At 37.6% G+C, this 25,919-nt stretch carries 19 protein-coding genes and 3 tRNA genes; 7 read left to right on the top strand and 15 right to left on the bottom strand.

Annotation, left to right across the window (positions count from 1 at the left end):
• Nucleotides 1-8: 8 nt before the first annotated feature.
• From menH to MKO96_RS25060, 3 genes are read right to left on the bottom strand one after another with little or no spacing between them, the layout of a single operon-like run.
• Nucleotides 9-821, bottom strand: coding sequence for a 2-succinyl-6-hydroxy-2,4-cyclohexadiene-1-carboxylate synthase (gene menH, locus MKO96_RS25070; protein WP_240589018.1), 813 nt, complete (start codon nt 819-821; stop codon nt 9-11).
• Entirely contained in the window at nt 818-2,572 is a 1,755-nt protein-coding gene (menD, locus tag MKO96_RS25065; protein ID WP_240589017.1) for a 2-succinyl-5-enolpyruvyl-6-hydroxy-3-cyclohexene-1-carboxylic-acid synthase, read from the bottom strand. Before menD ends, menH begins: the two co-directional genes overlap by 4 nt.
• Nucleotides 2,569-3,963 (bottom strand): isochorismate synthase, encoded by a 1,395-nt coding sequence (locus MKO96_RS25060; protein WP_240589016.1) that lies wholly within the window; start codon nt 3,961-3,963, stop codon nt 2,569-2,571. Before MKO96_RS25060 ends, menD begins: the two co-directional genes overlap by 4 nt.
• A 194-nt stretch (nt 3,964-4,157) precedes the next feature.
• On the opposite strand from MKO96_RS25060, the gene MKO96_RS25055 reads away from it, so the two are divergent.
• A complete protein-coding gene (locus MKO96_RS25055; RefSeq protein WP_240589015.1) occupies nt 4,158-5,111 on the top strand; it encodes a 1,4-dihydroxy-2-naphthoate polyprenyltransferase in 954 nt (317 codons plus the stop codon).
• 148 nt (nt 5,112-5,259) lie between these two features.
• A complete protein-coding gene (locus MKO96_RS25050; protein ID WP_087982696.1) occupies nt 5,260-5,991 on the top strand; it encodes a yteA family sporulation protein in 732 nt (243 codons plus the stop codon).
• 44 nt (nt 5,992-6,035) lie between these two features.
• Here MKO96_RS25050 and cspD read toward each other — a convergent pair whose 3' ends face one another.
• Nucleotides 6,036-6,236, bottom strand: coding sequence for a cold-shock protein CspD (gene cspD / locus MKO96_RS25045; protein WP_001193051.1), 201 nt, complete (start codon nt 6,234-6,236; stop codon nt 6,036-6,038).
• Nucleotides 6,237-6,557: 321 nt separating this feature from the next.
• Between cspD and MKO96_RS25040 the strand changes: the two genes are divergently transcribed.
• From MKO96_RS25040 to MKO96_RS29430, 3 genes are all read left to right on the top strand, one after another.
• Nucleotides 6,558-7,340 (top strand): TIGR00266 family protein, encoded by a 783-nt coding sequence (locus MKO96_RS25040; protein ID WP_001147831.1) that lies wholly within the window; start codon nt 6,558-6,560, stop codon nt 7,338-7,340.
• Between the two features lie 173 nt (nt 7,341-7,513).
• Nucleotides 7,514-8,236, top strand: a complete 723-nt coding sequence (locus MKO96_RS25035; RefSeq protein WP_001260119.1) for a lipase family protein — start codon at nt 7,514-7,516, stop codon at nt 8,234-8,236.
• 76 nt (nt 8,237-8,312) lie between these two features.
• A complete protein-coding gene (locus MKO96_RS29430) occupies nt 8,313-8,447 on the top strand; it encodes a hypothetical protein (RefSeq protein ID WP_002015803.1) in 135 nt (44 codons plus the stop codon).
• Between the two features lie 122 nt (nt 8,448-8,569).
• Here the strand turns inward: MKO96_RS29430 and glgP are convergent, their stop codons facing one another.
• The 5 genes from glgP to glgB all read right to left on the bottom strand — a co-directional run bounded on the left by glgP (nt 8,570) and on the right by glgB (nt 16,954).
• On the bottom strand, nt 8,570-10,978 hold the full coding sequence (gene glgP / locus MKO96_RS25030) for a glycogen phosphorylase (protein WP_240589014.1): 2,409 nt from the start codon (nt 10,976-10,978) through the stop codon (nt 8,570-8,572).
• Nucleotides 10,979-10,996: 18 nt separating this feature from the next.
• Nucleotides 10,997-12,427, bottom strand: a complete 1,431-nt coding sequence (gene glgA / locus MKO96_RS25025; protein ID WP_002203738.1) for a glycogen synthase GlgA — start codon at nt 12,425-12,427, stop codon at nt 10,997-10,999.
• Between the two features lie 458 nt (nt 12,428-12,885).
• Nucleotides 12,886-13,920, bottom strand: coding sequence for a glucose-1-phosphate adenylyltransferase subunit GlgD (gene glgD, locus MKO96_RS25020; RefSeq protein ID WP_240589013.1), 1,035 nt, complete (start codon nt 13,918-13,920; stop codon nt 12,886-12,888).
• Between the two features lie 18 nt (nt 13,921-13,938).
• Entirely contained in the window at nt 13,939-15,069 is a 1,131-nt protein-coding gene (glgC, locus tag MKO96_RS25015; RefSeq protein ID WP_000057613.1) for a glucose-1-phosphate adenylyltransferase, read from the bottom strand.
• Nucleotides 15,017-16,954: a 1,4-alpha-glucan branching protein GlgB gene (gene glgB / locus MKO96_RS25010; protein ID WP_240589012.1), complete on the bottom strand. Its 1,938-nt coding sequence runs from the start codon at nt 16,952-16,954 to the stop codon at nt 15,017-15,019. Before glgB ends, glgC begins: the two co-directional genes overlap by 53 nt.
• 471 nt (nt 16,955-17,425) lie before the next feature.
• On the opposite strand from glgB, the gene MKO96_RS25005 reads away from it, so the two are divergent.
• Together MKO96_RS25005 and MKO96_RS25000 are read left to right on the top strand one after the other, a co-directional pair.
• Nucleotides 17,426-18,031: a CalY family protein gene (locus tag MKO96_RS25005; RefSeq protein WP_098275285.1), complete on the top strand. Its 606-nt coding sequence runs from the start codon at nt 17,426-17,428 to the stop codon at nt 18,029-18,031.
• Between the two features lie 32 nt (nt 18,032-18,063).
• On the top strand, nt 18,064-22,287 hold the full coding sequence (locus tag MKO96_RS25000; protein WP_240589011.1) for a S8 family serine peptidase: 4,224 nt from the start codon (nt 18,064-18,066) through the stop codon (nt 22,285-22,287).
• A gap of 174 nt (nt 22,288-22,461) precedes the next feature.
• Here MKO96_RS25000 and MKO96_RS24995 read toward each other — a convergent pair whose 3' ends face one another.
• The 6 genes from MKO96_RS24995 to MKO96_RS24970 form a co-directional block, all read right to left on the bottom strand.
• On the bottom strand, nt 22,462-23,406 hold the full coding sequence (locus MKO96_RS24995) for an L-lactate dehydrogenase (protein ID WP_000715348.1): 945 nt from the start codon (nt 23,404-23,406) through the stop codon (nt 22,462-22,464).
• A 495-nt stretch (nt 23,407-23,901) separates the two neighbouring features.
• Nucleotides 23,902-24,930 carry a DUF4179 domain-containing protein gene (locus MKO96_RS24990; protein WP_240589010.1) on the bottom strand — a complete coding sequence of 343 codons (1,029 nt, stop codon included), beginning with the start codon at nt 24,928-24,930 and terminating at the stop codon, nt 23,902-23,904.
• Complete coding sequence (locus tag MKO96_RS24985; RefSeq protein WP_240589009.1) at nt 24,923-25,453, bottom strand: sigma-70 family RNA polymerase sigma factor; 531 nt, start codon at nt 25,451-25,453, stop codon at nt 24,923-24,925. The genes MKO96_RS24990 and MKO96_RS24985 overlap by 8 nt, the downstream gene beginning before the upstream one ends.
• Before the next feature lie 217 nt (nt 25,454-25,670).
• A tRNA-Glu gene (locus tag MKO96_RS24980) sits at nt 25,671-25,742 on the bottom strand.
• A gap of 5 nt (nt 25,743-25,747) precedes the next feature.
• Nucleotides 25,748-25,838, bottom strand: a tRNA-Ser gene (locus MKO96_RS24975).
• A gap of 6 nt (nt 25,839-25,844) precedes the next feature.
• Nucleotides 25,845-25,919, bottom strand: a tRNA-Asn gene (locus MKO96_RS24970).

The raw sequence follows: 25,919 nt of genomic DNA, 5'->3' as shown, positions 1-25,919 counted from the left end.
AAAAAGCATCACTGCATAGTTTTTAGAAATCCCTTTACTATTGTATCAAACTTTTCCGGTTGTTCCACATGAATTGCATGGCCAGCACCATCAATTTTCACAAATTTCGCGTCAGAGACGCATTTTTCGATGTTTTTTAATATGCGAAAGAACTTTTCATCGTACTCTCCGTTCATTAAAAGAACGGGCATTTTTAAGTTTGGTAGCTCGTCCCACCATGAAGGCTGAGCCCCTGTTCCCATGCCGCGCAAGCTATTTGCAAGTCCTTTTGGATTGTTAGCAAGTCGTTCTTTTCGCACTGCTTCTTGTACGTTTTTTGCTAAACATTTTTGCGTTTCAAATAGCGGAATATTTTCCCACATCGTTACAAAACTATTGATGCCTTCTCGCTCAATTTTATTGGCAAGTCGCTCATCTTTTGCACGCCGTTCTTCTCGCTCATCTTCACTTTCAAGCCCAGCTGTACAATTTTCTAATAAAAGAGAATGTACATACTCTGGATATAGGCATGCCATCGTAATCGCCAGTCTACCGCCCATTGAATAGCCAAGTATGTGTGCTTTTTCAATATGAAGATAATCTAGTAGTTCTTTCATTTGTAGCGCCGCATTTCGAATATCATAATGAGTTACATCTTCAAGACTTTCCGTTTTTCCGTGCCCCACAATGTCTACTAAAATGACTTGAAACTGCTCGCTCCAAGAAGGAACGAAGGAACGCCACGTTTCCATGCTTCCCGTAAAACCATGAAGAAGTAGAAGTGGTTCCCCACTTCCGACTACTTCATATTCATACGATACACCTTGCAGCGTTACGTTCATTTTGATTTACCTTGCAACGATGTAGTAATTACATCCTGCGTTTTTGCCCATAATTTACGGTGCAATGTTAAGTTTTCATCACGGTTCGTACAAATTTCTACTACGTGTAAACCTTCCGTCGTCGTTCCCTTTTGTACCTCTTCTCGGAATTGCTCCCAACCATTTACACGGCTAAATGAACCGCCGTACATTTTGACAACATGCTCGTAATCAAGTCCAATTGGCGTTCCAAATAATGATTCGAAATGTTCCTTTTTCTCATATTGTGGTAAGAATGAGAAAATACCGCCACCATCATTGTTTACAACGACAATCGTTATATTTAATTCATGTAATTTTGCGGCTAATAATCCGTTTAAATCGTGATAAAATGATAAATCACCAATAACTAATACGAGCGGATCGCAAATAATGCTCGCTCCTAAAGCTGTCGAAATGATTCCATCAATCCCGTTTACACCACGGTTTGCCATCACTTGAACATTTTTATCCGATGTGAAGAAGAATGAATCTGTATCACGAATTGGCATACTATTACTCGCAAATAATGTTGCCCCTTCTGGTAGTACGCGGACGATATCCGTAATAACTTTCCCTTCAAATGCAGTTTCATATGTTTCCATTTCACGAAGCGTTTCCTTCGTTTTTTCGTTTATATGTTGCCACATTCCGAACCAATCATTCTTTTTCATAGCTGGTATTTTTTCTATTAGTGCCCTGCAAAATGCAATATCACTTGCCTGTACAACTTCTGTCGCAACGAGAGCTGGATCTCTCCATTGTCCAGATTCCTCAACAACGATATGAACAGCTTTCGTCTGTTTTTTAATGAACTGCGTTAATGCTTTCGAAACAGGCATACCACCAAAGCGAATCATAACTTCTGGCTTCCACGTTTCTTTTAACAATTCATTTCGTAAAAATGTATCGTAACAGTCGATTACCATCGTTTTATCGTGATGTCCGCTACGAATGTTAGACAGTGGATCCGCTAATATTGGATATCCCGTTTTTTCAGCTAGTTGTGCCGCAAACGCTGCGATTTCTGAATGACTATCATCTCCACAAATAATAAGCCCCTTTTCCATATGTGAAAGGCGCCCTACAAGAGAATCTACATATTCACTCGGCATCATCACGTTCCCTTGCTGAACTACTCCTGTATATTCCCCGCGTCCTTTATCCCATAAACTTTCTAATGAGAAATCTGGGATAAGCGGCTCGCGAACTGGAAAATTAAGATGAACAGGTCCTTGCGGCGCTAGAAGTGCGCTTGCTATCGTGCGCTGCGTCGTCATGCGAGCATAATGATACATCGCTTCACTCGCTTCTGGAAGTGCCATCTCTGTAAATTGCTTCACAAATGTACCGTATAAATTGAATTGATTCATCGCTTGTGGTGCACCAACATCTCTTAATTCATGCGGTCTATCTGCCGTTAAGACGATAAGCGGCACTCGTGAATGAAAAGCTTCACATACAGCTGGATAGTAGTTCGCTGCTGCCGTTCCTGACGTACATAATAATGCAACAGGACGTTTTTTAGCTTTTGCAATGCCGAGCGCAAAAAATCCCGCTGATCTTTCATCTACATGTAAATATGTGTTCATTCCTTCATGTTGTTCCATTAGTAGAGCAATCGGTGTTGACCGTGAGCCTGGACTAATGACAACATCACATACATTTAGACGCGTCAGTTCATCCACGAACGCGCCTAAATAATATGATAATGCTTCTATATGATTGTTCATTTCATTAATTCCTCCAAAGCACCAAGCATCGGTCTAAACTTCAAGCTTGTTTCTTCATATTCAAGTTGCGGTACTGAATCAATTACAATCCCGCACCCGGCAAATAAGGATGCTTTCGCGCCATTTAATAATCCGCAGCGAAGTGCAACCGCAAATTCACCATTTCCTTCATCATCTATCCAGCCAATCGGTGCACCATATAACCCTCTGTCTAACAATTCAACATCACGAATCAGTTTCATCGCTTCCAAACGAGGTGTCCCGCCAAGAGCTGGTGTTGGGTGTAATTCTTCTACCATTGTTAAAAGACTCGCATCGCCTTTTGCCTCTACAGGCGTATATAAATGAATTAAGTTTTTCGTTGTTAATAAGCCCGGACTTTCCGGAATATTAACGGATTCGCAGTGTTCATTGAGTACTCCTCGAATCATGTTCACAACATAACCGTGTTCAGCTAAATTCTTTTCATCATGAAGAAGCGCATTACTATTTCGTTCACTTTCTTCTATAGATTGACCATGACCAGTTGAACCAGCAAGACACATCGAAGTAAACTTCTCATCTTCTTTGCGAATTAATCTCTCTGGCGTCGCTCCTAAGAAGCATGCTCCTTTATAATCAAAAGAAAATACGTAACAATCCGGTTGCCCAATGCGAAGCGCTTCTAAAACAAGAGCAGAATCAATATGATGATCCATTTCTACTTTTAGCTCCCTCGCTAATACAACCTTCTGCACGTTCCCCTGCTTCATCTCATCTTGCACTGTCTCAATGGCCTTCATCCAGCCTTTCGGATCTACTTCTACTTTAGAAGTAACTGTTAATTTCGATCCTTCTAGTGCACATTTACTCTCCCCAAAAATTTTCTCTTCTAAAGAAACAATTTCGTTATAAAGAGTTTCTGCACAATCAGTTGCTGAAACGAATGTATTCATTGTTAACCATGCTTTTTCATTTTTTACAGTTAATAAAAATGCTGGTAGTGAAAATGTCGTATCATCAAATTCTTTCCATAAGTCGGTTTTCTCTTTTTCTTGGTCAAATGAAAATCCACCAAATAAAAGAGGACCTGCTCCAAATTCATATCTTTCTCTTTGTACAAATGCTTTCTCTTTTACTTTATCCCACTCGTCACGAGCCGTTTGAAAGCGTTTGTGAGAAGAAGTTGCTATAGTGAAAACAGAGCCAATTCCAGCAAATATTACATGCTGAGCTGGGTCTGCAAAATAACATCTATTTTCGAATGAGATCCTTTTTCCTGCTGCATAAAACAGAAGCGGATCTATCCAGTCTATTTGTTTTACGAAGCTAACCAATATTTTTTCATCAGTTGCACGCTTAATGGCTGCACTAAGAACTTCTTGCAAGCCTATTTGTTTCGTTTGAATCACAATTGTCTCCCCCCTATGGGCGAAAAATAGTCATAATTACGCTTGATTTTAAGATACACCTCAAACGAAAGGCCTGTCAACGTTTAGCATTTCTGAGAAATTCACCTTCTCTTCCTAGAAAATAAACGTTGACACTAAATGATGCTTTTTCTACACTTAGTTGTGTACAATATGTGACCAAAGGAGGATTCAACATGGAAATGAACGTCGAAACGAATTCCTCTCCTACGGCGCCAAAGCCAAGTAAGCAAACCGGCTGGCGCATTTGGTGGAGTTTACTACGTCCCCATACATTAACAGCAGCTTTCGTTCCTGTTTTCATCGGAACAGCCTATGCGATGCAGGTCGGAGGTATAAATCAAATACATCTCCCTCTTTTCCTTATGATGCTTATCGCTTGTCTTCTCATTCAAGCAGCAACAAACATGTTTAATGAATACTTTGATTATAAAAGAGGACTCGATCACGAAGGGTCAGTTGGTATCGGCGGCGCTATCGTTCGCGATGGCATTCAGCCGAAAACAGTGCTTAACTTAGCATTTGGATTTTTCGGCATCGCAATACTATTAGGTGTTTATATTTGTATGAATTCTAGCTGGTGGCTTGCTGCAATCGGTCTTGTTTGTATGGCCGTTGCCTACCTTTATACAGGTGGCCCACTTCCAATTGCCTATACACCATTTGGAGAGTTAACAGCCGGATTATTTATGGGTGTCATTATTATTGGGATTTCATTCTTTATTCAAACTGGAACTGTAACATCCGAAGTCATTTTATTATCTATTCCAAGCTCCATTTTAATTGGTGCCATTTTACTAGCTAATAACATTCGTGACTTAGATGGCGATAAAGAAAACGGTCGTAAAACGTTAGCAATTCTCGTTGGACGTGAAAGAGCCGTTGGTGTACTTGCTTCTATGTTCATCGTTTCTTATATTTGGACAATCGCTCTAGTTATCGTGAACATCGTATCACCATGGATGCTTATCGTATTTTTAAGTGCACCGAAAGCATTGAAAGCGACGAAAGGCTTTATCGGTAAAAGTATTCCAATGGAAATGGTACCTGCGATGATTGCAACAGCAAAAACAAATACAATCTTCGGTCTCCTCATGGGAATCGGATTATTGCTTGGATATTTCCTATAAAGTGAAACTTTAATCATCTGCCCGTTAATGCGGGATAAAAAGGAGCTGCTGACGCGGTTCCTTTTTCATATACCAATTTCAGCTCATAATTCCCACCTCCAACGCTCATACTATGTAAAGAAACTGACTTGTAGGAAGGTGGACGACTATGTTAACTCCACAACAAATAAATCAATTTAAATCTATTTTAGAAAAACAACAGCAAGAAGTTGAACAAACAATACAAACTCATGAGAATACAGATCGTGCTTCTGAACGCGATTCTGTTGGAGAATTATCTAGCTATGACAATCATCCAGGTGATATGGCTACAGAATTGTACGAACGTGAAAAAGATTTCGGGCTCATCGAATTTTGGCATAAGCAGCTAGAAGATACGAAACATGCCCTACAAAAAATAGAAGCAGGTACGTACGGCATTTGCGAAGTGTCTGGCGAAGAAATTCCATTTGAAAGATTAGAAGCAATGCCGACCGCTACAACATGCATCCAGCACACGACAAGTAAGTTAAATATGAATACACGACCAGTTGAAGAAGAAGTGTTGTCTCCTTCTTTCCACAAACATGATGAAGATCATTCTGTTGAATACGATGCGGAAGATGCATGGCAAGATGTTGCCAATTACGGAACGTCTGAAACACCATCTGATTTAGAAAGACAAGATTCAAAAAACTATAATGGCATGTACGTAAATAGCGAGGAAAATGTAGGCTACGTAGAGGATTTCGAAAACTTTATCGGTACAGATATGTATGGGAAAAACCCACAAGTTTTCGCTACGGAAGATCATGAAGAATATGAACAAATGCTCGATGACTTTGAAGAGCGTACTTTCAAAGGCGAACTATCTTCAAATGAGTCAAGTTCCAAAGAATAAAAAAAAGCATTCCGAAAATCGGAATGCTTTTTATCGCTAGCTAATTAGTTTTTTGTAACGTTAGCTGCTTGTGGTCCGCGGTTTCCATCAACGATTTCGAAAGAAACTTCTTGACCTTCTTCTAAAGTTTTGAAGCCGTCGCCTTGGATAGCTGAGAAATGTACGAATACGTCTTCTCCGCCTTCAACTTCGATGAAGCCAAAACCTTTTTCGCCGTTAAACCATTTAACTTTACCTGTTTGCATGTCATGTACCTCCTAAATAAAAATGAAACTATGAATCCACATGAAAAGGTGGATATAAAGGACATGAATGTATAACAAGCTTACAGCCTTTAATACAACGTGCTTTATTTCCGTACCACATTATGTAGCTCAATAGTGTTTTCACTATATCATGCTATGTCAAAAACGTCAAATGAGAACACTTTCAACCCATCGTTTTTTATAATCCTAGTATAACCTTAAATTTTCATTCTATTTTTATTCAAAAATTAACAAATCTACAGTATTCTAATTCCTTTGATTTCTGTACAATATAATTACTACATATGATGAGGTGAAAAAATGCAAGCACATGAAATCGAGTATAAATTATATGGCGATGATATGCAGTTTGTTGAAATTGAATTAGATCCAGAAGAAAGCGTTATCGCAGAGGCTGGCGCAATGATGATGATGGAAGATCATATCGAAATGGAAACCATTTTCGGTGATGGTTCTGGCCCATCTAGTGGTCTATTCGGTAAATTAATGGGCGCTGGTAAGCGTCTTGTTACAGGTGAAAGTATGTTTATGACTGTCTTTACAAATACAGGTCATGGCAAGCGCCACGTATCATTCGCCGCTCCTTATCCAGGAAAAATCATCCCTGTTGATTTAACACAATATCAAGGAAAAGTCGTTTGTCAAAAAGACGCGTTTCTTTGTGCAGCAAAGGGCGTTTCTATCGGAATTGAGTTTACGAAAAAAATTGGAACTGGTTTCTTCGGTGGTGAAGGTTTCATCATGCAGAAGCTTGAAGGTGATGGACTCGCTTTCATGCATGCAGGAGGAACTGTATATAAGCGTGAATTAAAACCTGGCGAAAGACTTCGCATCGATACAGGTTGTCTCGTTGCCATGACAAAAGACGTTAACTACGATATTCAATTCGTTGGAAAAGTAAAAACAGCTCTATTTGGCGGCGAAGGTTTATTCTTCGCAACGTTAGAAGGTCCTGGAACGGTTTGGATTCAGTCCTTAACACTTAGCCGTTTAGCAGCACGCCTTACAAGCCCAGCAGCTCAAAACAGCGGTGAAGGCAGCGTTTTAGGCGGACTTGGACGTTTATTAGATGGAAAAGAGTAAACAGTGCCCTTATGGGGTGCTGTTTTATTTTGGCATGATTCGTCCATAAGTCGCTATAATTTCATCCACTAATTTAGATACGCGATACAAACTATTTGCCCCCTCCAAAAGAATGAATCAAGTCCCTCACTGCATATATTGAACTATACCTTTTCTTAAGGAGGGCTTCCTTAATGCGTACTCCTTTATCCTTCGATAAAGATACTGCCATATTGTTAGCTTCTTGTTGTGAGTTAACGTATGAACAATATAAACAAAATGGGATTTTCGAAATACCGGATGGTTTTCAATATGTACAAGGCTTTCAAGGAAAAACCATTCAAACGACAGAATGGTTTGGATTCATACTAGAATCTGAGGATACGATTATTGTAGCTTTTCGTGGGACACAAACAGATACAGACTGGATTATCGATTCACTCGTTAACCAAAAACCATACCCATATGCTTTAAACAGCGGAAATGTCCATAACGGCTTTCTTTCCATTTATGAATCTTGCCGAGATTCTATTATGGATATGCTCGTATCACTACCAGCCCATAAAAAACTTCTTGCAACAGGTCATAGCTTAGGCGGCGCGCTCGCCACACTACATATACTCGATGCGCGTATAAACACTGCCTTTGCACAGTACGGTCTTTATACATTTGCCTCTCCAAAAGTCGGAGATATTGCATTTCGCAATTATTATAAACTACAAGTAGCTAGTAGCTTTCGCTTCGTTAATCTATTTGATGTCGTTCCTCTTCTCCCTCCGCGCAATGTCCATTTTAATGACCAAGACTGGGAATATGCACACGTTCATCACAACATGACATTTACAAAAAACACAAAATCTATTACAAATAATCATGCCATGACAACATACAAAACATGTCTGACTTCTCATTTTTAACCAGGTAATGATTGGAAACTCTATATCCTTATACTATAATAATATATGAAGTTATTTTTGGATGAGGGGACCTTACATGCTAAAATTTATCTTTGCACTTTTTCTCATTGTAATTTTTACGTTTACAGGTTTCTTTACATTTTCATACTTTGCGACGGGAGAATATGGTGGAACAGGTATCATGTATACTGCCATCCCATTTCTTTCTTAAGCAAAAAAAGAAAACCGAGCTTAATGAGATTAAGCTCGGTTTTTTAAGTGATTATATTCCTCTTTTAAAAGTAAATACACTTTGTCCCCATGAATAAAAGTCCCTTCAAAAGGGACTTTCACTTAATACTGTGTAACCGCATTACCAATACTCCAAATCTCATTACTATACTGTAAAATTGTTCGATCACTCGCAAAATGACCAGACTGTGCAATATTTAAAATCGACATTTCTAACCACTTCGTTCGGTTCTCATACGCTCTACCAACAGCTTCTTGCCTTTCCGCATATGGACCAAAATCTCGCAGAACGAAGTATTCATCATTTTGAATTACGAGAGAATCATAAATCGCTTCAAATTCAGCTCCCGAATGTGCAAAGAAACCATTCGTTAACTGATCTACTACTTTTTTAATATGCATATTGTGGTGATAATAATCACTTGCACGATATCCACCATTTTGATAGTAATGAAGAACCTCTTCCGCTGTTAAGCCAAAAATGAAACAGTTATCATCACCGACCCGGTCTTTTATTTCAACATTAGCTCCGTCTAACGTTCCGAGTGTAATCGCACCATTCATCATAAATTTCATATTCCCTGTTCCTGATGCTTCTTTACTCGCAGTTGAAATTTGCTCACTCACATCCGCAGCTGGGAATATATCTTCCGCTAAAGACACTCGATAGTTTTCTAGAAAGATAACTTTCATATATTGGCTTACGTACGGATCATTATTCACTTTCCTTGCGAGTTCATTGATTAATTTAATAATTTTTTTCGCATAGTAATAACCAGGTGATGCTTTCGCTCCAAAGATAAAAGTACGCGGATAAAATGTAAAACTAGCATCCTCTTTCAAACGGTTATACAAATATAAAATATGAAGAACGTTTAATAGTTGTCGTTTGTAAGCATGTAGTCTTTTTACTTGCACATCAAAAATAGAATTAGGATCAATTGTAATCCCCATTTTATTATGAATACGCTCCGCTAAAATCTCTTTACGCTCTTGTTTTACCTCTGCAAATTTCTCTTGGAAACTCGCATCGTATTGAACTGTTTGCAGCGCTTGAAGCTTAATCGGTTCTTTCTTCCACTCTGTTCCAATCGCCTCTGAAATAAGATTCGTCAGCTGCGGATTCGCCTTCATTAACCAACGTCTATGAGCGATTCCATTCGTTTTATTATTAAACTTATCTGGATAAAACTCATAAAACAATCGCATTTCACGTTGCTTTAAAATTTCCGTATGAATTTTTGCTACACCATTTACGCTATAGCTACCGACAATTGCTAAATGAGCCATTTTCACAAGATCATGCGCAATAATCGCCATCTCTTCAATACGATGCCATTCATATGGATAACGTTCCCAAAGTTCATAACAGAAACGTTCATTAATCTCTTCAATAATCATATAAATTCTCGGTAATAACGGTTTAAAAATGTGAATTGGCCACTTCTCAAGCGCTTCTGATAACGTCGTATGATTCGTATAAGAAATCGTTTGCGTTGTTATGTGCCAAGCTTCTTCCCATGCTAGTTTTTCTTCATCTAATAAAATACGCATTAGTTCTGGAATCGCCAAAACGGGATGTGTATCATTAATATGAATCGCAATTTTCTCATGTAATTGACGAAGGTCACCATATCTTTCTCTATGCATACGAACGATATTTTGCAAACTTGCTGATACGAGGAAATACTGTTGTTTCAAACGAAGTATTTTCCCCTCATCATGCGTATCATCTGGATATAAAAACTCCGATACCGCCTCTGTTTCACGCTTATATTTCAAAATATCTTTGCAATTTTGCGGGAAAGGAACTGGTTCAGCATTCCAAAGTCTGAGTGTATTTACAGTACTCGTCTCATAACCTACTACCGGAACGTCATATGGTACTGCCATAATCACTTCTGCATTCGTATGCCTAAACTCTAAACGCCCATCAATGTATAGCGGTTCAACATTGCCGAAATAACTTACTTCTACAGCTTGATCATGCCTTCTTACTTCCCATACGTTTTCATGAAGAAGCCACTGTTCTGGAAATTCAACTTGATAACCATCAACAATTTTTTGATCAAATAAGCCGTGTTTGTAACGAATTCCACAGCCATGACCTGGTAAGTTTAAAGATGCAAGTGAATCAAGGAAACAGGCTGCTAATCGTCCAAGTCCACCATTTCCAAGACCTGCATCTGCTTCCACCTCTTCTAACTGTTGCAAAGAAATCCCAAGCTCAGAAAGTCCTTGCTCACATACATCCCTGATGCCTAAATTTAATATGTTACTTCCAAGCAAACGCCCAAGTAAAAACTCAATGGATAAGTAATACATTTGCTTTTGCTCTCCAGACCGATAACTTTCGTTCGTTGCAATCCATTGACTATTCATATACTCACGTACCATGTACCCAAGCGTATTGTATTGATCACGAGCTGTAGAGTCTTTAAAACTTTTCCCATACATCGTCTCTAACTTTTCTAGAAAAGCTGATTTGAAACTTTCAACATGAGTAAACATTTCTTCACCACCTACATGTTATTCCATGAGACTTTTATACAATTTCTTATAGGCAAGAGCTGATTTCTCCCAGCTATAATCTTCAGTCATCGCTTGTTTTACAAGCTGCTCCCATACCGGTTTATCATGATAAAATTCAATTGCACGAAGAACCGTGTGCAACATGTCATGTGCATTAAAGTTCGTGAAACTGAAACCATTTCCTTCTCCAGTTTCTTCGTCATAAGATTGTACTGTATCATTTAATCCGCCTGTCTCTCTTACAATCGGAATTGTACCGTACGCTAATGCGATAAGTTGTCCAAGTCCACACGGTTCAAATAGTGATGGCATTAAGAATAAATCACTTCCCGCATACACTTGGTGAGCTAACTCTTCATTAAATCCGATATACACTTTTACCTTCTCAGGATACTCGTATGCCATCCACTCAAAGAATTGTTCATATTCAGAATCACCTGATCCTAAAATAATACATTGCACATCTTCCTCCATTATTTCGCGGAATACAGTACGTACTAAATCAAGACCTTTTTGCTTCGTTAATCTCGTTACCATCGAAATAATTGGTGTATCTTCTTTTTCTGGCAAACCAAAATAACGCTGCAATGCGCGTTTATTTTCATTCTTTTCCTCTAATGACTCTGCATCATACTGAGCAGTAATATACGAATCCGTTTCTGGATTATATACGCTCGTATCAATTCCATTTACGATGCCGCTAAGCTTACCATTATTTTTTCGTAACAATCCATCTAACTTCTCACCGAAAAACTCATATTGAATTTCCTCTTTGTATGTCGGGCTAACCGCTGTAATCTGATCAGAAGCGATAATTCCGCCCTTCATAAAGTTCACATTTCCATAAAACTCTAGCTGCTCACTATGAAAATATTCATCACCAAGTTCTAACAAGTCGTACATCACTTCAGGAGGAAATACACCTTGGAACTGCAAGTTATGAATCGTATACACCGTTTTAATATGCTCATATAATGGATTATCTTGATACTTTTCACGCAGTAAGAAATTCACCATAGCTGTATGCCAATCGTGGCTATGAAGAACATCCACTTCGAAATCAAGATGCGGAATACACTCTAAAACTGCTTTCGAAAAATAAGAAAAACGCTCTCCGTCATCATAATGACCATATAGAGAATCTCTCTTAAAATAATATTCATTATCTATTAAGTAATACGTAATCCCGTCTTGCTCACCTTTTAAAATTCCGCAATATTGATTTCTCCACCCAAGCGGGACGTTAATTACTTTATGTAACGTACATCCATCCCTTAATTTTTGCGGAATAAGACTATAATTTGGAAGTATAATGCGAACGTCCACACCTAATTTTTTCAGCTCTTTTGGGAGCGCACCTGCTACATCAGCTAATCCTCCCGATTTAACAAATGGTACACATTCTGATACTGCAAATAAAATATTCACTTGTTGTCCCACTGCACGAAAAGCTTATATGACTTCCCTTGCAGCTTCCTCCCTTCGAGTTTTCATTTGAATGAATGCTTTAATCAGTGGAGGAAAAACCCCCACTGATCTTTTTAACGAATTTACCGAAAGAATTCTCCTTCCTCAACCGTGTGAAGGGCAATAGCCCAACGGTAGGTGGGAGATGAATTTCGGTTTGGCATAGCCAAAAACTTTTGATAAACTAACTATATGAAGTTCTTTGATAACTTGATATAGAAGGTTGCAGGAAGAAAATAGAGTGCGAAAACCAAGCCATATTCGGTTCCTGCGTAAAATATCAACCGTACGAAAAGGGCGTCCAAGCGTTGGACATCTAGGGGTGGAACACCCCGAAGTAACGCTCAGGGAGACGAAAGGTTACTTTCGTCGTGGAACTGAGAAGCTCCCACTTCAAGCTTTGCTAAGTGGCGAGTAGTTCACGAATAACTATTAATCGTACTGTTTTGAACGCTTCCTTTTTCGATAACGTATGGCTCATCGGCGTTTCCTTTTAGTACAACACCGTCACCAATTTTCACGTCTTTATCAATAATAACACCGTCTATTATACAGTTATCTCCAATTTTGCTCTTTTGCATAATAATGCTATTACGAACAATTGAACCTTTTCCGATTTTAACAGAACGGGAGATAACACTATTTTCTACTTCTCCTTCAATAATACTGCCGTTTGCAATCATTGTATTTTTCACGGCTGCACCCTTCAGGTAACGAGTTGGTGGTTCATCTTTTACTTTCGTAAAGATCGGTGCTTCTTTCTTAAATAATTGCTTCCAAATAGCAGGCTGCAAAATTTCTAAGCTATGTTTATAGTAACTTTCAATCGAATCAATAATAGCTACATATCCTGTATGCTCATACGTAGCAATATGCAGTGATTTTCCGCGCTTTTCTCTCACTACATCAAATAAACTGTATTGCTCCACATCTTTATATGTCTCAAATAAATCTAACAATAATTGTTTCTTTAACACGTATGTTTGAAGCGAAACCCCTTCATGGCAAACTTCAGTAATATCAGCTGCCGTATGTATATGTCGCTCTAACACCGCTTGAAAATTTAATGCTGTTACGAGATGGCTATTCGTAATAACAACGTATTCTTCTCTAGCTCTTAAAAAATAATCAATATGTCTTCTAAAATGTGCAAAAGACCCAAATTCATCTTGGTCACATTGGCAATTTGGAGGGAATAAAAACAGTCCGTCTCTTTTTCTATCTAAATCCCACTGTTTTCCTGAACCAACATGGTCCATTAGTGAACGGTTTTTATGACTTGTAAAAACCGCTACACTATGAATATTAGAATTCACCATATTTGAAAGCATGAAATCAATGAGTCGGTAACGGCCCCCAAACGGTAACGCCGCTAATGAACGATGCCCTGTTACTTTCTTTAAGGAAGGAAAACTTCCCGTTGCATTAATAATTCCTAACATTTTTTCTCCCATTCATTTCATCCCCCTTTTCTATTTCCCTTCAGCAATTAGTACTACATCGTCGACATTTTTTTCTGGACGAATAATTGTTCCATCTTCAATAACCATTTCCGATCCAACGATCGCTCTTTCAATTACAACATTTTTACCAATCTTCGCTCCTGGCATAACGACAGAATCAATAACCATACTGCCTTCTTCCACCGTCACCCCTTGGAATAATACAGAATGCTTCACGTCCCCTTCAATGACGCATCCTTCGTTAATAAGTGATTCTTCTACTTTTGCCTTTTCTGCAATATATTGAGGTGGCTCATTTGGGTTCACAGAATAAATACGCCAATTACGATCGTTTAAATTCAGCGATGTTTCATCGCGAAGTAAATCCATATTCGCTTCCCATAAGCTTTTCACCGTTCCAACATCTTTCCAATATCCTTCGAATGGATACGCCATCAGCTTTTTCCCTTCATCTAATAAAAGCGGAAGTACATCTTTTCCGAAATCATTACTAGATTCAGGATTTCTTGCATCCATCTCTAAATACTCTTTCAAAATTGCCCAGTTAAAAATATAAATTCCCATTGATGCAAGATTACTTCTTGGAAATTGCGGTTTCTCTTCAAATTCCACAATCTCCATCTCTTCGTTCGTATTCATAATACCGAAACGACTCGCTTCATCCCACGGCACTTCAATAACAGAAATCGAAACATCCGCTTCTTTCTCAATATGGTAATCTAGCATTTTACTGTAATCCATTTTATAAATATGGTCGCCTGATAAAATCAGAACATACTCTGGTTCATACTGACTTAAATAGTTTAAGTTTTGATAAATGGCACTGGCCGTACCTGTGTACCACTTCACACCTGAAGACTCCGCATAAGGAGGTAATACTGTGACTCCACCGCTTACTCGGTCTAAATCCCAAGCATTGCCGATTCCGATATAATTATGAAGTTCGAGTGGTTGATATTGCGTCAAAATCCCAACCGTTTCAATACCAGAATTCGCACAGTTACTTAGCGTAAAATCAATAATGCGATATTTACCACCAAATGGAACAGCTGGCTTGGCTAAATTTTTTGTTAATGCACTTAATCGACTACCTTTTCCCCCTGCTAGTAACATTGCTACGCACTTTTGTTTTTGAGCCATCTTGTTTTTTGCTCCCCTTTCTCGTCTTCACTGGTCGTAATATGGATACGCCAAATGGTGGAATTGTAATTTCTACATGTGCCGCTTGATTATGATACGGTTCTTGAATCGTCTTGAGACGTTTCTTATTCACTTGCCCCGATCCGCCGTATTGCTCAGCGTCACTGTTTAAAACCTCGTTATAATACTCGAAATCTGGCAAGCCTACTTTATAGTTTTCATATGTAGCTTTCGTAAAATTACATACGACAACTAACGCATCTTCTTGTTTATCCCCTTGACGGATAAACGAGAAAATACTTTGCTCATGATTATTAGCATCTATCCACTGAAATCCTTCAGGTGAATGATCAAGCTGCCAAAGTGGTTTGGAGCGCTTATACAATGCTATGAGCTCTTTAAAGTAATCATGCATATAACGATGCATTTCAAAATCATGTAAATTCCAATCTAAATCTTCAAGGTCTTTCCACTCATCAAACTGCCCGAATTCTCCACCCATAAAGAGTAATTTCTTACCTGGATGAGTAAAGAAATATCCATATAATAAACGAAGTTGAGCAAACTTATCCCAGTAATCTCCTGGCATTTTATTTAATAACGACTTTTTCCCATGAACGACTTCATCATGAGAAAGCGGTAATATGAAATTTTCAGAGTAAGCATATATTAAAGAGAACGTCATTTTCTCATGAATATACTTCCTGTACTCAGGCGCACACTCCATATATTTCAGCACATCATTCATCCAGCCCATATTCCATTTGTAATTGAACCCAAGCCCACCTTCATACGTTGGAGCTGTTACAAGTGGCCAAGCTGTTGAATCTTCTGCTGTCATAAGAAAATCTTCATCTTCTGCAAACACCGCTTCATTTAACTCTCGTAAAAATGAAACAGCGTGCTCATTACTTTGCTCTTGTCCTTCTTTATTCCAGTACAGCATATTCGCAACTGCATCCACCCTGAAACCGTCAATGTGGAAATACTTCATCCAAAATAACGCATTTGAAATTAAGAAATTACGTACTTCCCTCTTCCCTAAATCAAAATTAACAGTTCCCCATACTAGGTTTTCTTGTACATCTATATCTTTATATTCATAAGTCGGTGTCCCATCAAACAAATATAAACCGTGAGCATCTTTACAAAAATGCCCCGGCACCCAATCTAAAATGACACCGATTCCATATTTATGACATTCATCGACAAAATACATCAAATCATGTGGCGTGCCGAATCTACTTGTCGCTGCATAATATCCCGTCCCTTGATATCCCCAAGAACGATCATATGGATGCTCAACAAGCGGCATAATTTCAATATGTGTAAATTGATGTTCCACCACATACGGAATGAGCTCCTCGGCCATTTCTCTATAAGAATACAGAGCGCCATCTTCTTTCTTTTTCCAAGAACCGAAATGTAATTCATAAACTGTCATCGCTTCTTTATAAATCGATTTTTTCTTTCTCTTACGAATCCAGTTTTTATCATTCCATTCATATCCCTCTATATCAAAAACTACAGATGCCGTATTTGGTCTTACTTCTGCATATACTGCGTAAGGATCTGCTTTTAAAATAACGTCACCATCCATCGTTTCAATCGCATACTTATATATCTCATTCTCTTCAATATGCGGTACAAACAAGGACCAAATCCCCTCTTCTGTCACTTGTAGCATCTTATGTTGCTCATAATCCCATTCATTAAAATCTCCAACAACACTCATTGCTTTCGCATGAGGAGCCCATACTGTGAATCGTACACCTCGCATCCCATCTTCCGTCACAATATGTGCCCCAAAGATGTTATAACTGTCATAGTACTTTTCTGTATGAAACTCATCTCGTTTCACTTCTTCACAATTTATTACATCCAATATGTTCACCTCACTAAGATGACAGAAATTTTTTACTCTTTATCATTTCTGCGAAAAACTGAAATATCCTTGTTATTTTTTAAAAAATATTCGTTTTTTTCTTTAATTTCGCTTAAAATATTCAAATTTACTGTGTAAAATATCGAATTTTGACGAATATTCATTGCAAACGCTTCATTTCCTACTAGTCTTTCATCCTATTATTTATTTCTCAACCTTTATTTCATTAGATTGATCCTATTTTACTCGCTAGTTATCACTCAAAATCGTAACAAAATAATCTGTCATAAAAAAATGTTTCTCAACATTTTTTGTCACAATTTTATTGAAACGGAAAATTCATAAGCATATACTTGTTCTCAATAAAGAACGTCGAACTATCGCAAATATAATTCATACTGAAACACTATGTTTACTCTATCCATACTCCAGGCGAAAGTTTGATAAAAAATTAAATTAGGGGGCTTTCTTATGTCATTAAAACAAAAAGTTGGAATGGGAGTTGTCACAGCTTCACTTGGCTTATCCCTTACATTTGGCGGTGTATTCGCCTATTTCAGTGATTCTGAAACATCTAGTAACTCATTTCAAGCTGGTACACTAGATCTTTCTATTAACCCCAGCGTAATTGTTAATGTGAAAGATTTAAAACCAGGTGATTTGATTGAAAGAAATTTCAAGCTTGAAAACAAAGGAACATTAGATATTGCAAAAGTAGCACTTGAAACATCCTATGAAGTTACAGATGCAAAGCAAAATAATGATGGTGAAGATTTAGGTGATCACATCACCGTCAAATTTTTAGTGAATGATGGAAAGCCATCTAATCCAAACGATGATCATGAAATTTTGTGGGAAACAAAACTATCAGAATTAAAGACTATGAAACCTGAGGATGTAGCTACTTCTCTAGAACGTCATAACTTAATAGACGGTATTAAGTCTGGTGAAACAGATTATTTACACGTTCTCTTCTCCTTTGAAGATAACGACCAAGATCAAAATAAATTCCAGGGTGATTCCTTACAACTAAATTGGACATTCCATGCAGAACAAACACCAGGCGTGGAGAAATAATTTTTAAAATATAAATTATCGGAGGCCTATACATGAAAAAGAAAAATCGTTTTGTTACCGGAATTGTGACGGCTGGTGTTCTATTTTCAACTGCCCTTCCGTTCAATGTACTTGCCGAAAACCCTATTAACCAAATGGACTCTTCAAACGCCCAGTCTTTACTATCAAAACTTTCTAAAGAACAGCGCCAAGCATTACAAACGTTAGATGCCAATCCTGGTTTTACTATTTCACCAGATATTAATACGAGTAGTTCTGAACCAGTTAATATCATTGTAGAATTTCAAACTGCACCAGTAAAGATTAATGAATTAAAACAAAAAGAAAAAGGGTTACAAGCTGCTCCTGAAAATATAAAAGCACGTATTGATCAAGAACATGAGGAATTCCAAAAAGGACTCAAACGCCTTTATCAATTTAGCCCATCAGTAAAATCAGGGAATTTCCAGTCTGTGCAAATTAAACGTTCTTATAAACATGCTATAAACGGTGTTGCGCTGACATTACCTGCAAATGCAGTTGAAGAATTGTTACGAATTGGCGTTGTAAAACGTATTTGGAAAGATTACGAAGTGAAATTAAATTTACCAAAACAAGCAGAGCAGAAAGCACCTCAAAAACTAACAGATAGCATTCCGCAAATTGGGGTAGATAAGTTACATAGCGAGGGCATTACCGGAAAAGGAATTAAAGTTGGTGTATTAGATACAGGTATTGATTACAATCATCCCGACTTAAAAGACGTGTATAAAGGCTATCGCGCAAAACCGGGTGAAGATTCTAGTAAGGTAGACCCAAACTCCGTAAAAGGTTGGGACTTTATTAATAACGATGCAGATCCGATGGAAACAACTTATACAGAGTGGCAACAATCTGGTGCTCCTGAATTTGATGATCGCGGTTCTTCCTTCTACACTGCGCATGGTACTCACGTAGCAGGTATCGTTTCTGCTCAAAAGAAAAACAAATCAGATTCCGCAGTAAAAGGTGTTGCACCTGACATTGAACTGTATAACTACCGAGTACTCGGTCCTTATGGAAGTGGAGATAGTTCCGGTATTATTGCTGCAATCGATAAATCTATTTCTGACGGTATGAACGTCATTAACTTATCGTTAGGTGACGATAGCAACAATCCGCTTGACCCAACGTCTATCGCTGTTAATAACGCAATGCTTTCGGGCGTTGTTACAGTCGTTGCTGCTGGGAACTCTGGTCCAAATCCAGCGACACTCGGATCACCTGGTGCTTCTCCATTTGCTATTACAGTTGGAGCAAGTGATAGCTCTATTTCCTTACCGAAACTATCTGGTCATGCTGGGCAATTACAATTCCCTAACCTAATTTTATTCGGCAAAAACTTCACTGATAAAATAGAAGATTTCAAAGGACAATCTCTCCCTATTGAATCTGTAGGGATCGGTACTCCTGACGAGTTTAGTAAAAAGGATGTAAAAGGAAAAATCGCACTCGTTATGCGTGGTACAATCTCATTTGATGAAAAGATCACAAATGCGAAACAAGCTGGTGCAAAAGCAGTTATTATTTATAACAATGTGGATGGAGAAATCCCTTACTACATTGGCGAAAGTACAAAATACATTCCAGCATTCCGCCTAACGAAAGAAGATGGCGAAAAACTAAAAGCTCAAATTGAACAAGGCAAAACATCCTTAACTTTCGATGAAATCAATTACATTCAAACAGAAGGCGACCATCTTGCAGACTTTAGCTCACGCGGCCCTGTTACATCAAATGATGATATTAAACCTGATATTACAGCGCCTGGTGTTGCTGTACTTTCAACAGTACCTGAATATATTAACGACCCGCAAGAAGGTGAAAACTACGATGTTTCCTATGAACGTATGCAAGGAACATCCATGGCATCTCCTCATATCGCTGGCGTTGCTGCTCTTATTTTGCAAGAACATCCAGAATACTCTCCATTCGATGTAAAGGCATCTCTTATGAACACAGCTGATGATTTAAAAGAAAAGTATTCCGTATATGAAGTGGGAGCTGGACGAGTAGGTGCTTATAACTCTGTTCACACGGAAACAAGTTTTAAAGTGTTAGATACGACAAAAACAATTGTAAATGATGAAGTGATTGAAGTACCTGAAGAAACTGGATCCATTGCATTCGGTAAGTACTATCAAAAAGACGGAGAATCTCTTGAACAAAAACGAAAAATTAAAATTGAAAACCGCAATAAACAAGAGAAGAAAGAATTTAAAACAGAAATTTCTTATACACCAGCTTCTTCTGCCATTAACGACGCTACCGCAAACGGTGTAAAAATTTCTACTTCTGAAACAATTACGATTGATGCTGGTAAATCAGATGAAATTGAAGCAAAAATTAATATTCCAGCTGGTGCAAAGCAAGGTCGATATGAAGGATATATTCATATTACAAACACGAAAAATAAAGAAGAAACGTATCAAATTCCGTTCTCTATTCGTGTGTCAGAGCCTGGTATTGAAAATGCACTATTATCAAGAAAAACAATCTCAACTGATACATCTACATTCAATCCATACCGTGAATCATATGTTCACGGGGCGTTCCAATTAAACAGCGAACTTGAAACGTTAGATCTTATCGTGAAAGACTCAAAAACAAATAAAGCGCTCGGCTTCATCGGAACATTAAACACGAGTGGACTAAAAACGGATGTGTATTACTACTTAGATTCATTCTTTAACGGCAGAGTGTATCCTTTTACAAATGATCCTGCAAAACCAATTGGTGATGAGAAAATCGACTTACCTGAAGGAGATTACACAATTGAATTTGTTGGCTACGATAAAGCCGGGAAGGCACGTGTGAAAGGCGATTACGTCGTAATTGATAATACACCACCAGAAGTGAAATTAACTGGATTACAGCCTGGTATTTATGAATTAAATGAAGAAAACTACACAGTAGAAGACGGTAAAAAAGCACTATGGATTAAAGGAAATGTATATGATTCTAACGTTGACTACTTAAGAGGAAAAGGATTAAACATTACGCAAGAAGCGAACGGTGTTATGTACTATGATTATTCTCCATACTTGCACAAGTTTTTACCTATTACTGAAAATGGTGACTTTAAAGTTGGTATTACACCTGATTCCTTTAAAACTGAAGGTCCAATGAACACAGGCGTATATATTTTCGATTATGCAACTGCAGGTCCTGACTATCCAAGCGGTGTAAATAACTATTGGTTTATTCCGCAAGGTGCTCAATATGCAAAAGCTAGTTATGATAAAAAAGAATTATATAAAGATGATGACTTCACTGTGACACTAAATGCGAAACATGTAAAACAATTTGTATCTGGAGAATTTAACGTAAAATTCCTAGAGAAGAACTTCAAATTTGCAAATGCGAAATTGAATCCTGCTTTTGAAAAACTCCTTTCTGAAAAAGGGGTAACTGCAAAAGTAAATGAACCGAAACTAGAAGAAGGTTCTGTTACAGTAGGCGGAGCTATCGATGATAAAAACTTCGCCGGATTAGATGGTGACTTCCCGTTCATTGATGTAACTTTCAAGGTAGAAAATGATGAGTTTTATGAAGCAAATGCTCAATTAGATTTACCAGTGTTCGTTTACTGGAAACAAGGTGAATCAGAGCCAAACAGAATGCGTGTACTTCAAGATCAAACATTCTCAGTTATGTCTTTAAACTCAAAAGTAGAAGGAAATATTAAACCTGGTGCATTCTTAAATGAACGCGGATATTTAGATGAGAAATTCGATTATACAAAGTTTGGTGTAAAAGTATATGCAACGGATTCTTACCGTCATAAGTTTGAAGGCTCACTTGATAAATACGGTTACTTCAAATTGAATGGACTTCCTGTTAATAAACGTGATTATAACTTATACGTGGAGGTTCCAGGACATTTAACAAGCCGACTAACTACAAAACTAGGTACTGAAAAAGATGGTAAGCTGCTTGGTCAATATTATTATGCACGACCTGATGAAAATCTTGCCGGTGATGTAAATGGGGATAAAGTAATTGATATAAAAGATGCTGAAATTATCGCTAGCAACTATGATAAAAAAGGACTATCAGTGAAAGAAGGCGACCTTAACAAAGATGGCATTGTCGACGAAAAAGATATTCGCTTCGTTGAAAAGAACTTCTTGAAGAAAGGTCCAGATGCATCTAAATCACAAACACCTGTTGAAAAATCAAAAAGCGGTACACTTGCAGATATTTTAAAGAAATTAGGATTAACTCCTAAAAAATAGTAATAAAGAGCACTCTACATAAAAGTAGAGTGCTCTTTTCTATAAACGACCCTTATCCAGCAAAAGGGGTATATTGGGGATATACAAGGGAAACCGGAAAAGGAATTTATATTAAGTTATATAAAAACTCAGAGGTAGGAAGCAGTTTCCCGCCTCTGAATTATTTAGCAATTATTATAGTACTGGTGCCATTGTTTCTTTTAATACTTTTACAGAATGAGCGAATTTCGCTTTTTCTTCTTCATTTAGCTCAAGTTCTACGATTTCACGTACACCTTCGCGGTTAATAACAGCTGGAACACCTACGAAAGCATCTTTCTCACCATATTGACCTTCAAGGTATGCCGATACAGTTAATACGCTGTTCTCGTTGCTTAAGATTGCTTTAGTTACACGAAGTAGTGACATACCGATTCCGTAGTAAGTTGCACCTTTACGTTCGATGATATGATAAGCTGCATCGCGTACATTTTCGAAGATTTTATCTAAGTCCTCTTGATTGTACTGCTCGTTGTTAGCTAAGATTGTTTCTAGTTTTTGTACACCTACAGTAGCATGGCTCCATACTGGAAGTTCAGTGTCACCGTGCTCACCAACGATGTAAGCATGAACGTTACGTGGATCTACATCTAAGTAGTCACCTAACATGTAACGGAAACGAGCAGAGTCTAAAGTAGTACCAGAACCGATTACGCGCTCTTTTGGTAATCCAGATTCTTTCCAAGTTACGTAAGTTAAAATGTCAACTGGGTTTGTTGCGATTAAGAAGATTCCATCGAATCCGCTATCCATAATGCCGCGAACGATTTGTTTAAAGATCTTTGTATTTTTCTCAACTAAGTCTAAACGAGTTTCACCTGGCTTTTGTGGTAATCCAGCAGTGATAACAACTAAATCTGCATCTTTACAATCTGCATAGCTACCGCTCCAAACTTTTGTTGGTGATGGAGAGAATGGTACCGCATGGCTTAAGTCCATTGCTTCCCCTTCTGCTTTTGCTTCATTAACATCTACTAATACGAATTCTTCAGCTACACCTTGGTTGATCATTGAGTAAGCGTAACTACAACCTACAGCTCCTGTTCCTACTAATACTACACGATTGATACCTTTTTTCATGTTAATTTCCCCTCTCTATTGTTCACATATATTTTTTTATGATTGTTTAAGTAATTAATTAAAATACTAATTTAATGTTGTTTAACTTCTTTACATTCATATTGTAGCACGTATCATTGTGAATCAATTCACAAATTATGACCTATTTGTGAACTTTTTCACATAGAGTGTAAAGTTATTAAAACAAGTATGAAATCAATCTCAATGGAGGCGTTTTCTTTAGATTGTGAAAGGATTTTTCTTATGTTTTCATCAGTAAGTGCAATTATATCGGCGATTTTTGCAATATATCGACTCACCGACAAAACTCGAAAATGATAATAGCATTAAAAACGCCATCCTTTCTGTATATTTCTACAAAAAGAATAACGTTTTTTGATTATATAGATACAAATTTATATTTGCTGGATAGCAATGTTTTTCCATACACGTCAAATTAACATACCATTACGTATTAACAGTCAATAGACATGGAAACCTAGCAAGGCTCTTCAATTATTGTAGCAACACAGTCGTTTTCAAATCTTCAGCACCTCCATTTTTTAAAGTATCATTTTGACCACTAAGAAAAGCAGGTTTAATTGTTAAGAATTTTGGAGGATTATCCATTGGTGGAAGAGCTAAAACAATATGGTGTCCATATAGTCCCGTGCTACCAACTTGCAAGCTGACCCCTTCGTAGACTTTTCCTTTATCATCAGTGACAGTATAATCAAGTGCTGGCCAACTATCATTAGCTTCCATTTCTTTTGGATAATCGAAGGTCAAATCAATCCTCGTTGAAAGTGAAGAAAAGGCAACTTGATCTACTGTTAATACATAGAGATTATCTTTCGTTAATGTTTTTATATTAGGAGTAAATTTACGAATCTCACCTTCAACTTTTGTAAGAGAAAATGCTACGTTCCATGTTCCTGTTTGTCCAAATAAATCTTTCCCATGGACGGAAACATCAATTTTATCACCAAATTCATCGTAATTAGCCAGAGTGAATTCATGCTGCTCGATAATGGTGTTTCGTCCTTTTGACTTCTGTGAAGTAGAACCAATCGCAGCCCTAACTTCTTTCCCATTAATGGTTACATAACTAAATCCAGCTTTCTCTTCATTGCTATTGGAAATAGTATTTTCTCCTTTGTATTCCACCGTAATCACTAAACGTCCGCCATCGTAAACAGCTTCTTTCACATTCATCGTTAAACCACTATGGTTATCTTGTCTTTCAATGGATGTAGCAAGTTCATCCTTTTCAATTTTATCAGAAGCAATATCATTAAATTGTGCATAAATGGAGCCTATAACTGGAACACTCGATAATGTCTTTGCCATAGTAGGAGAAATGAATCCAAAACCTAAGAGAGAAACACATATTCCACAAGCAACAAGACTAGAATACTTGATTGTTTTTTTTCTACGGTATTGATTTTTCTTAGCTTGAAGCATGGCTGTTTTTTCTCTTTGAATTAACCGGTCTTCTGGAATAGGAATATCATTGATATGGTGATTAAATTCTTCTTTATTCATAACTATATCCCTCCTTTAAAATGGGGCGTAAGGCTTGCTTTGCTCGATGTAATTGAGACTTTACCGTTCCTTCTGGAGAATTAAGAACCTCAGCAATTTCCTTAATAGATAAATCGTGATAATACCTTAATAAAATAATTGTTTTGTAAGTAGGATCTAAGAAATTAAATGCTTCGGTTAAATCTAATGATTGTTCTAATTTATTCATGCTCTCTTCTGTACACAAATTAGAAAATATTTCATCATTCGTAACAAATTGTCTAGAGGATTTTCTTACAAAATCAATGGATTTAAAAACAAGAATTTTGGTAATCCAACTTTGAAATTTCTCCGGCTTTTTTAATTTTCTCAATGAAAGATATGCTTCATAAATTGTTTCTTGGTATATATCCAGTGCATCTTGTTCATTTCTTACATAAGAATAGGCTGTTCGATATAATTTCGGGCGAACAAAAGTGATAAGTTGTTCAAATGCTTGATCATTTCCTTTTGTTGCTTGTTTTACTAAATAGGCTATGTCCATTTTATTTCTTCCTCCCTTTACTAATATAGTCGAATGAGAGAATAAAAAGGTTGCAAAAATAAATGCATATATATATAAATCTCCTACAACTTATTACAATGATTAATATCCAGTATTAAAGAAAAGACACCAGAAATTCATAAAAAAAAGCAGACTATCAAAAGTCCACTTTTACACAACAAAAAAGAGATAGCAGATTATGCTATCTCTTTTAGTATGACCCGTACGGGATTCGAACCCGTGTTACCGCCGTGAAAGGGCGGTGTCTTAACCACTTGACCAACGGGCCAATTCTGGCAGAGAAGAAGGGATTCGAACCCTCGCACCGCGTTCGCGATCTACTCCCTTAGCAGGGGAGCCCCTTGAGCCACTTGGGTACTTCTCTATAATATGGCTCCGCAGGTAGGACTCGAACCTACGACCGATCGGTTAACAGCCGATAGCTCTACCACTGAGCTACTGCGGA

The sequence above is a fragment of the Bacillus sp. ES1-5 genome (assembly GCF_022487605.1).
In the GTDB taxonomy this organism is placed as follows: Bacteria; Bacillota; Bacilli; order Bacillales; family Bacillaceae_G; genus Bacillus_A; species Bacillus_A wiedmannii.
This window is presented reverse-complemented; position numbering and strand designations above follow the sequence as displayed.

What these genes read in the sequence shown, in the direction of transcription:
- menH (WP_240589018.1), bottom strand. Translation starts at nt 821, where the DNA reads ATGAACGTAACGCTGCAAGGTGTATCGTATGAATATGAAGTAGTCGGA.
- MKO96_RS25035 (WP_001260119.1), top strand. Translation starts at nt 7,514, where the DNA reads ATGCGTACTCCTTTATCCTTCGATAAAGATACTGCCATATTGTTAGCT.
- MKO96_RS25055 (WP_240589015.1), top strand. Translation starts at nt 4,158, where the DNA reads ATGGAAATGAACGTCGAAACGAATTCCTCTCCTACGGCGCCAAAGCCA.
- cspD (WP_001193051.1), bottom strand. Translation starts at nt 6,236, where the DNA reads ATGCAAACAGGTAAAGTTAAATGGTTTAACGGCGAAAAAGGTTTTGGC.
- MKO96_RS29430 (WP_002015803.1), top strand. Translation starts at nt 8,313, where the DNA reads ATGCTAAAATTTATCTTTGCACTTTTTCTCATTGTAATTTTTACGTTT.
- MKO96_RS25005 (WP_098275285.1), top strand. Translation starts at nt 17,426, where the DNA reads ATGTCATTAAAACAAAAAGTTGGAATGGGAGTTGTCACAGCTTCACTT.
- MKO96_RS24985 (WP_240589009.1), bottom strand. Translation starts at nt 25,453, where the DNA reads ATGGACATAGCCTATTTAGTAAAACAAGCAACAAAAGGAAATGATCAA.
- MKO96_RS25050 (WP_087982696.1), top strand. Translation starts at nt 5,260, where the DNA reads ATGTTAACTCCACAACAAATAAATCAATTTAAATCTATTTTAGAAAAA.
- menD (WP_240589017.1), bottom strand. Translation starts at nt 2,572, where the DNA reads ATGAACAATCATATAGAAGCATTATCATATTATTTAGGCGCGTTCGTG.
- glgC (WP_000057613.1), bottom strand. Translation starts at nt 15,069, where the DNA reads ATGGCTCAAAAACAAAAGTGCGTAGCAATGTTACTAGCAGGGGGAAAA.
- MKO96_RS25000 (WP_240589011.1), top strand. Translation starts at nt 18,064, where the DNA reads ATGAAAAAGAAAAATCGTTTTGTTACCGGAATTGTGACGGCTGGTGTT.
- MKO96_RS24990 (WP_240589010.1), bottom strand. Translation starts at nt 24,930, where the DNA reads ATGAATAAAGAAGAATTTAATCACCATATCAATGATATTCCTATTCCA.
- glgP (WP_240589014.1), bottom strand. Translation starts at nt 10,978, where the DNA reads ATGTTTACTCATGTTGAAAGTTTCAAATCAGCTTTTCTAGAAAAGTTA.
- MKO96_RS25040 (WP_001147831.1), top strand. Translation starts at nt 6,558, where the DNA reads ATGCAAGCACATGAAATCGAGTATAAATTATATGGCGATGATATGCAG.
- MKO96_RS24995 (WP_000715348.1), bottom strand. Translation starts at nt 23,406, where the DNA reads ATGAAAAAAGGTATCAATCGTGTAGTATTAGTAGGAACAGGAGCTGTA.
- glgD (WP_240589013.1), bottom strand. Translation starts at nt 13,920, where the DNA reads ATGGGAGAAAAAATGTTAGGAATTATTAATGCAACGGGAAGTTTTCCT.